The sequence below is a fragment of the Chroococcidiopsis cubana SAG 39.79 genome, from assembly GCF_003991895.1.
Taxonomy (GTDB): domain Bacteria; phylum Cyanobacteriota; class Cyanobacteriia; order Cyanobacteriales; family Chroococcidiopsidaceae; genus Chroococcidiopsis; species Chroococcidiopsis thermalis.
Window position 1 is genome coordinate 20,619 of sequence record NZ_RSCK01000083.1, and the last position, 7,000, is coordinate 27,618.

Genomic DNA, 7,000 nt, shown 5'->3' on the forward strand with positions numbered 1-7,000 from the left:
TAACTACTATTCTCTTAATTCTTGAAGAATTCTTCGTTTTTGATTCGAGCCTGTTATCTGAAGCGCTAAAGATTGGATTTGATGATAAGTAGACTTAGGCAATAGCCAAAGCAAATAAGCAGATGCTAAAGTCATTACCGTTCGCCGTGGTTCCTCAAACAAAATTGACCTATATATAGATAGAGCTTTGTGAGAAAATTCGACGGCGGTGGAGCCTGCGGATAAAGTCACAGCTCGACGTGCTAGATGTCGGAGTTGATAAGCCATAGCTGGTTTTTCCCACTCAGCCACCATCTCTGGTGAGGTGTAGGCACGTGCTTTTTCTAACATAGTTTCCCAAGAGCTTAGTTTCTTATACAATTGGGCAGAAAATCCTTTGGGATTCACGCGGTACAAAGTTAAAGCTTCTGCTAATCCTTCAATTTGCCAATCTGTTTTTAGCATCATTCGCAGCCAACATTCTACATCTTCTGACGGGTGTAAGCTGCGATCGCGATCGAAATAAGAGAGTTCTCCTGACTCAGGCTCGACAAACTGAATTGCTGCTAACAATTCTTTACGAATCACGGGAACTGAACCGTTTCCAATTGGCGTGCGACACAACAGATCGAGGGGCGTAATATCTGTTAATTTAGACATTTGATAAATCCCCAAAGGTTTATCTGCTTCGTCGATAAAAGCCGAACGACTAAAACTGACTCCCACTTTTGGCGAACTATCTAGGTGTTCGACGTGTTTTTCCAGCTTGTGAGGAACCCAAAGATCGTCTCCGTCTAAAAATGCTATGTATTCCCCCTTAGCCTGACGAATTCCCGTGTTTCGAGCTGCTGCAACTCCTTGATTTTGCTGGCGAATAATTTTAATCCGGGGATCGGTAAACTGTTGGCAAATTTCGTGACTGCGATCGGTGGAACCATCGTCAACAATTAATAATTCAAAATTTTTGTATGTTTGTGCCAATACAGAGTTTATTGTCTTTGCAATATATTTTTCGACTTGATAAACCGGAATGATGACAGTAACTAATTTCATATTTCAGAGCTTGGTAATTGGTAATTAGTAATTGGTAATTGGTAATTTCTGGAAGCCATCAACTATCAACCATTAAGATTGACGCAATACATGGCGGTTTGTCCAAATTGTAAATACGGGAAGAAAGAGCATGTGAACGATTAAAACTGCTGCTGCAACACCGATAACCTGCCAATGGACTCCAATTAACAAAGAGAGAGCAAACACAGTCGTAAAAGCTAGATTCCAATATAAATCTAAATTGGGTTTGCCTACAGCTACTAATAATTGCGAAGCAGCATCGGCGAAGGGTCTGGGAATTGCTGACAAGCAAATTAATACCAGCACGGGAATAGCAACTATCCACTGACGACCAAAAATAATTGGTACGTACCAATAAGCTAGGCTAGATTGAAGAATAACTAAAGGAAAGATAATTAGAGTAATAATTTTAAGTGCGCTGTAATAAGATTTACTTAATTCCAACATGCTAGCTTTAGCTTTACATAGATGTGGTAAAATCGCTGTATTGATTGCTGTGACTATACTCAGGCTAATTCCCAATCCAGCATTGAACCCAAAAAAATAAATTCCTAATTCTTTAATACCTAAGAACCTACCAATTATTAAATAATCTAAGTTATTTCTTAGCGCCTTGAGAAATTGCACGCCACAGATATTTTTACCAAAATCTAAAATCGATCGCCAAGCTTTTGTCGTAAATTTAGCAGTAGGATGCCAAGCGTAACTTTTACGATAAATAATAATTTCCAGCGGAGTCACCAAAATCCAAGGTAAAACGAACGCCCAGATTCCCCAACCACGAATAGCAAATAGGGCAGATAAGAAATAACTAGCGAGATTTCTCACAACAGCAGCGATCGCGCACACTTTAAGTCGATTTTCGCGAACGATTAAAGCAGATTGGATCGCGGCAAAAGGCCACATTAAATAGGGTATACCAGCAATACAAATGGGTAGAATTAAATCGATTTCGCGAGTCAGGCGATCGCGATAAAACCAAGCAATAGGAAAAGCAAGTAGGCATTGAGCAAAAAATAAGCCTGTAAAGATACTCCAGTTTAACCAATAACCGGAGTTACAAATAGTATCTAATTCTTGGCGATCGCATTGAATTATTTTGGCACTTACCCCAATCTCCATAAAAACTCGCATAAACTCATTGACTGTAGAAACAATTGCCGCTAAGCCGTAGTCATAAGGAGTCAAAAAACGAGCTAAAATTACTGTCAATCCGAGGCGAAAAATCCGAGAAATAATTTCTGCCAAACCTAACCAGCTGAGATTGCGAACGAACCGATTTGAAAGTTTTTGAGGCAGCCTAGATAGAATAGCTGATAGGATAGGCATTGAGTGTATAAACTATTTTTCATAATTCCAGCTCAAATGAGATTCAGTGCAGGCGATCGCTGGATAGTCTCCTATTCAATATATAGTTGATATAGCTATTATTTCCTACAATAACATCATCAATCTTAAAGAAAGCTAGTAATTTATCACTCAGCTATAGCTGAATTTTCATTGTATACAAATGCCGAATTTACAAATTATACTTAAGTTGCTACAGCGCCACTATGCAAACACAGTTACTAAACGGCACAGTTATGTAAGCATATAATTATTTAAATATATTTAAATATATAATTATGCGGCGGTGTTATCTTGAAGGTAGCTAGCGCGAATTCGAGTAATTTTCTGAAGTAAATAATTAGCAAGTTTAGGCGATAGTAGTTGAATCAGCAGTAATTTTACGAGTAGTGTTTGAACTTTTTTATTTAACAATATTCGAGGTTGTAACTGAATAGCCATTTGCAACTTGTGCCAAGCCACTCCCGCTGCTGTTGCACCAGGAATTTTAGTTAGGTATAAGTGGGCTAAATATCGATAAAGATGAGCCAAGCTTTGATTTTTCAAAAATTGTAACTGAGCGGGGGCTAATTGAAAGGCTCGGTCAATAACTCGAATCGCATCTTTCTCCATCACCTCAATTTTGGCAGAAGCCGAACCAGCCGTTTGACGGTAAAAAATTTGAGTTTTAGGAACGACTACAAAATTATACTTAGCTGCTAAACGGAGATACAAATCCCATTCTTCTGCATGAGTTAGAGTTGAATCGAATTCACCAACATCTGCTAAAGCAGTTCGGCGAATCAAAGGATTTGATCCGCTTAAGAGAAAATTAGTTTTCAATAATTCTGCATAGACATTACCCTCAAAATATATGGGGCGATCGTCATGAAAAAACTTACCTTGCCGATCCATGAAGCACGTCCAACTGTAAGCAACTCCTGCGGCTGGATGTTGCTGTAATGCTTTTAATTGGAGTTCTAATTTATCTGGTGTCCACAGATCGTCAGCATCGATAAAGGTGATGTATTCGCCAGTAGACAGAGAAATACCACGATTGCGGGCAACTGATACGCCACCATTTTCATAGGAAACTACTTGAATTCGAGGGTCTAGAACGGTTTGAATTAATTCGAGCGTGCGATCGCTAGACCCATCGTCAATAACTATTAACTCAAAATCTGTAAAAGTTTGTTTTTGAATCGAAGCAATTGTTTCTAGAATAGTATTTTGAGAATTGTATGCAGGTACAATAACTGAGATTGTAGGCATGTCTTAACTCTTGAATGAGAGGGTTCTTGTTTGGCGATCGGCAAAAATTGGTACGTCTTCCTTAAAAGCTATTCCCGTTAGAATTAACCCTTGCCAATAAAGATAGGATGCCAACTGAATATCTACAGCAGCTGTGGCAATTAGTAAGACCAAATAAATATTTAACGCAGTTTTAGCGATCGCGCTTTTCCTAGCTTTCAGAGTTAACTCGACAAAACCCCAGACGATCGCAAATGTAAAGGCAAGAAAACCTACAACTCCATGCAAATAAAATAAATCGGGCCAATGATTGTGAGTCCCGATCGGCATATGTTCTGTATATTTTGGTCCTTTCTCTTCGACAACTCCATGACCCCAAATTGGTGCTTCCATCCAACGATTCATCGTCACTTCAGCTAGGCGTTTTCTGACAACTTCAGAACTCCGACGAACGCCACTAATTACCCGATCCCAAGCCGTTTGCATTAGTTCGATCAGTTGAGGCGCAATCATGCCTATCACAACGCTGAGTAGACCTACGATCAGTTGAATGTACCAACCAAAATTAGTCAACAACCAAGAGGCGATCGGCACGACAACCAGACAAACAATTGTCGATCGCGAACCAGAACCTACGACCATTGCCGCGCCTCCGATCGTGCCAATCCAACGCCATTTTTTATTTGCTTCTTGACTGGATAAAAAGAAATAAATATTCCCAATAATACCTAAATTATTCGCAAAGTTAGCAAACAAACGCAAACGAAATTGTCGAGCTTCACCAAAGTCTCCACCAACATCAAATAAATTAACAGTATAAAAACTAGCAGAACCGCGAAATGCAACTAGGGGAGAAACATAAGAAAAGCTCGGTATCCGTAATAAATACATAAAATAACAAATCGTCGCTAAAATTAAGCTCTGCAAGCAAAGAATACAAGCAGCTCGATAAATGACTTGCGGACGAATTTTTAGGCATCCTGCTAGAGGAAATAATGCCATTAAAGCCCAACTTCGCGCCCAGTTGTTGACCGTGGTAAAAACAAACTTTGGTATCCCTAGATCGAATTCCATATGGGACATAAAGATTGTTAGCTCTATGAATAACATGCCAACAATCCATATCCATACAGATAGCGGAATACTAATTTTTTCTGACTCTGGTGTGTCTTTTGTTTGGAACCACCATCTTTTAAAGGCACACCCTGCCAAGATAAATCCTAGTGCTGGAATCCAAACGAGTTGCGCACCCAAAAAATAAATGGGATACGTCAGAATTATGGTATACCAGACCAATTTTTCCTCAAAGTTTTGAGGTTTAACGCTCATGGGATTTTCCTTAAGGGAGCAGAGAGCGATCGAGTAGGGAGCAGAGAGTAGGGAACGTGTCAATATGAATTGCAAATTCGGAATTCCGAATTCCGAATTCCGAATTTTCCTCACGCACCACTCTTTTACCCCTCCACAATCCGATGATGGGTCTTGCGTTCTAGTTCTAGCATCGTCATCCGTCTTTGTCGCAGCCAGAATGCGAGTATACCTGCGCTGACAAATAGAGAACCGCCAGTTGCGCCAAGTAAAATAAACATCCTTTTCGGCGAACTTGGAGATTTTGGCAAGTTCGGTTCTGCCACAATTTGTAGTAAGGGATAGGAACCAAAGGCGTTTGACCTAATGATATCTAAGTTGGCAAGAGTAGAAGAGAACACTGCCTCAGATACTTGTAGTTCGCGCCTGAGAGCTTCTAAAGTCGTTTCTTTTTGCGATAAAGTACGGAGGCGGTTTTCTAATTGCAAGATTTGCTGTTCGGTTTCTTTGGCTTGAGATTGCAAGCCGCGATTCTCGGCTTGAGCATCGACGAGCGCTTGGAAGAGGTTTTCTCGCGCCGAACCGTTACTGGTATTAAGGTTAAGTTGTTGAATGAGATCTTGGCTGACTGGTCGTCCGAGTAACGACTCGCTACGGACAAGCATTGCTTTAGCTGCTGCATCGCGCTTATTTTGCTCTGCAACAATCGTAGGATGATCGGGTAAAAATCTGGCGCTCAGCGTCACCAAATTGGCGCTAGTTTCACTGTAGTTTTTTAAGTTTTGCTGAAATATTTGATCTGTTTGCAACACGAAGGCATTAGCAGCATCCTGTTCCGAGAGGTTTAAATTAGCTGCCAGTTGTTGTAAGCGAGAACTCGATTGTTGCTGTTGAGCGACAATTTCAGCTCGTTGTTTGCGTAAAGCTTCAATATTGTCAGAGAGAGCTTTGAGCTGATCGCTAGAGTTCAAGCCAGAGATTGCTTTGTAGTCGGAAAGCCGCTTTTGAGCCATTTCTAGCTTGCGCTGGGAAGAACTTAAAGCAGATTGGAAACTGGCATCGCGTTGAATGAATTCTTGGACTCTGAGTTCGTTGACTCTTGCCTGGATTGCTCTATAAAGAGCGTAAGATTTGTCCCGTGCTTCTTCAGGATTGTCTCCTGTCATTTGAAATTCGATAATGCTAGTACTGTCGCCAATCTTGACTTTAGGTTTGCCAAACTCTTGAGGAGATATATCCATTTGAGTAGCAGCAATCTGAATTACGGCATCGCTTTCCGCAAGAAATTTATAATTCTGTCTGGGATCTTGAGTACTAATGCTGTAGGGAGAGGAGCTGTCTAAAGAAGTCTGTCCGATCTCTGGAAGGGATACTCTAGCTTGAGCAGCAGTTCCTGGCACGTTAACAGCCCATCCACTCGTATAGGTTGGAGCTTTAAGCTTTAAATACGCTAAAGCCGAACACCAAATGGCAGCATTAGCCAATATACCAATCAGTAAATAGGGAGACCAATGGACTTGCTGTAGTCTTGACTTGGGAAACGGGCGAGAAATTGTCACGGATTCAGTCATTCAGCAATCCTCCTAGCAGATGTTTCAAATGATACATTTTTTACAAAAATAACTAGCTGCTACGCAAACTTTAACTATAAAAAATTACTCCGTCTCAACCTCTCGCCTGTATTTCATTACACCTACTCTAAAAACATAATTTCTCAGTCCTGGGTATGAATGTGAACTAATACTAAATAGTTAGTACAGATCTGCCAGCCAGCCAAGTGTTGCCTCAGATTATAGACTAACTCCTAATTTCTCTGACAGTTACAAATCTTAATTTACCCTGAAATATGTTTTTGTGACTAAAAGAGCGAAAATCATCTAAATTTTCCCCGGTTTTAGTGGTTTCTTTATCCTATTTGAAGTGAGTCAGGAGGACAGGAGTATAGATCTCTCCTGTGAAAAGTCAAGCGATACGGAGTATATTTAACAACGTGAGTTCGACGGCTCAAAAAATAGTAGGAGGTAGAGCTGGCAAGCCATGAGGATGGATATCTAAAGACGGC

5 protein-coding genes are annotated in these 7,000 nt (G+C 40.5%); all 5 read right to left on the reverse strand.

The window, feature by feature from the left end; translation table 11 throughout:
• Positions 1–6: 6 nt before the first annotated feature.
• Complete coding sequence (locus DSM107010_RS29380; protein WP_127024563.1) at positions 7–1,032, reverse strand: glycosyltransferase family 2 protein; 1,026 nt, start codon at positions 1,030–1,032, stop codon at positions 7–9.
• 72 nt (positions 1,033–1,104) lie between these two features.
• The gene (locus DSM107010_RS29385) at positions 1,105–2,382 is read right to left on the reverse strand and encodes a lipopolysaccharide biosynthesis protein (RefSeq protein WP_127024566.1); all 1,278 of its coding nucleotides are present in this window, start codon (positions 2,380–2,382) and stop codon (positions 1,105–1,107) included.
• Between the two features lie 294 nt (positions 2,383–2,676).
• The gene (locus DSM107010_RS29390) at positions 2,677–3,651 is read right to left on the reverse strand and encodes a glycosyltransferase family 2 protein (RefSeq protein WP_127024570.1); all 975 of its coding nucleotides are present in this window, start codon (positions 3,649–3,651) and stop codon (positions 2,677–2,679) included.
• 3 nt (positions 3,652–3,654) lie between these two features.
• The gene (locus DSM107010_RS29395) at positions 3,655–4,959 is read right to left on the reverse strand and encodes an O-antigen ligase family protein (RefSeq protein WP_015154806.1); all 1,305 of its coding nucleotides are present in this window, start codon (positions 4,957–4,959) and stop codon (positions 3,655–3,657) included.
• 125 nt (positions 4,960–5,084) lie between these two features.
• On the reverse strand, positions 5,085–6,509 hold the full coding sequence (locus tag DSM107010_RS29400; protein ID WP_015154805.1) for a GumC family protein: 1,425 nt from the start codon (positions 6,507–6,509) through the stop codon (positions 5,085–5,087).
• Positions 6,510–7,000 lie beyond the last annotated feature (491 nt).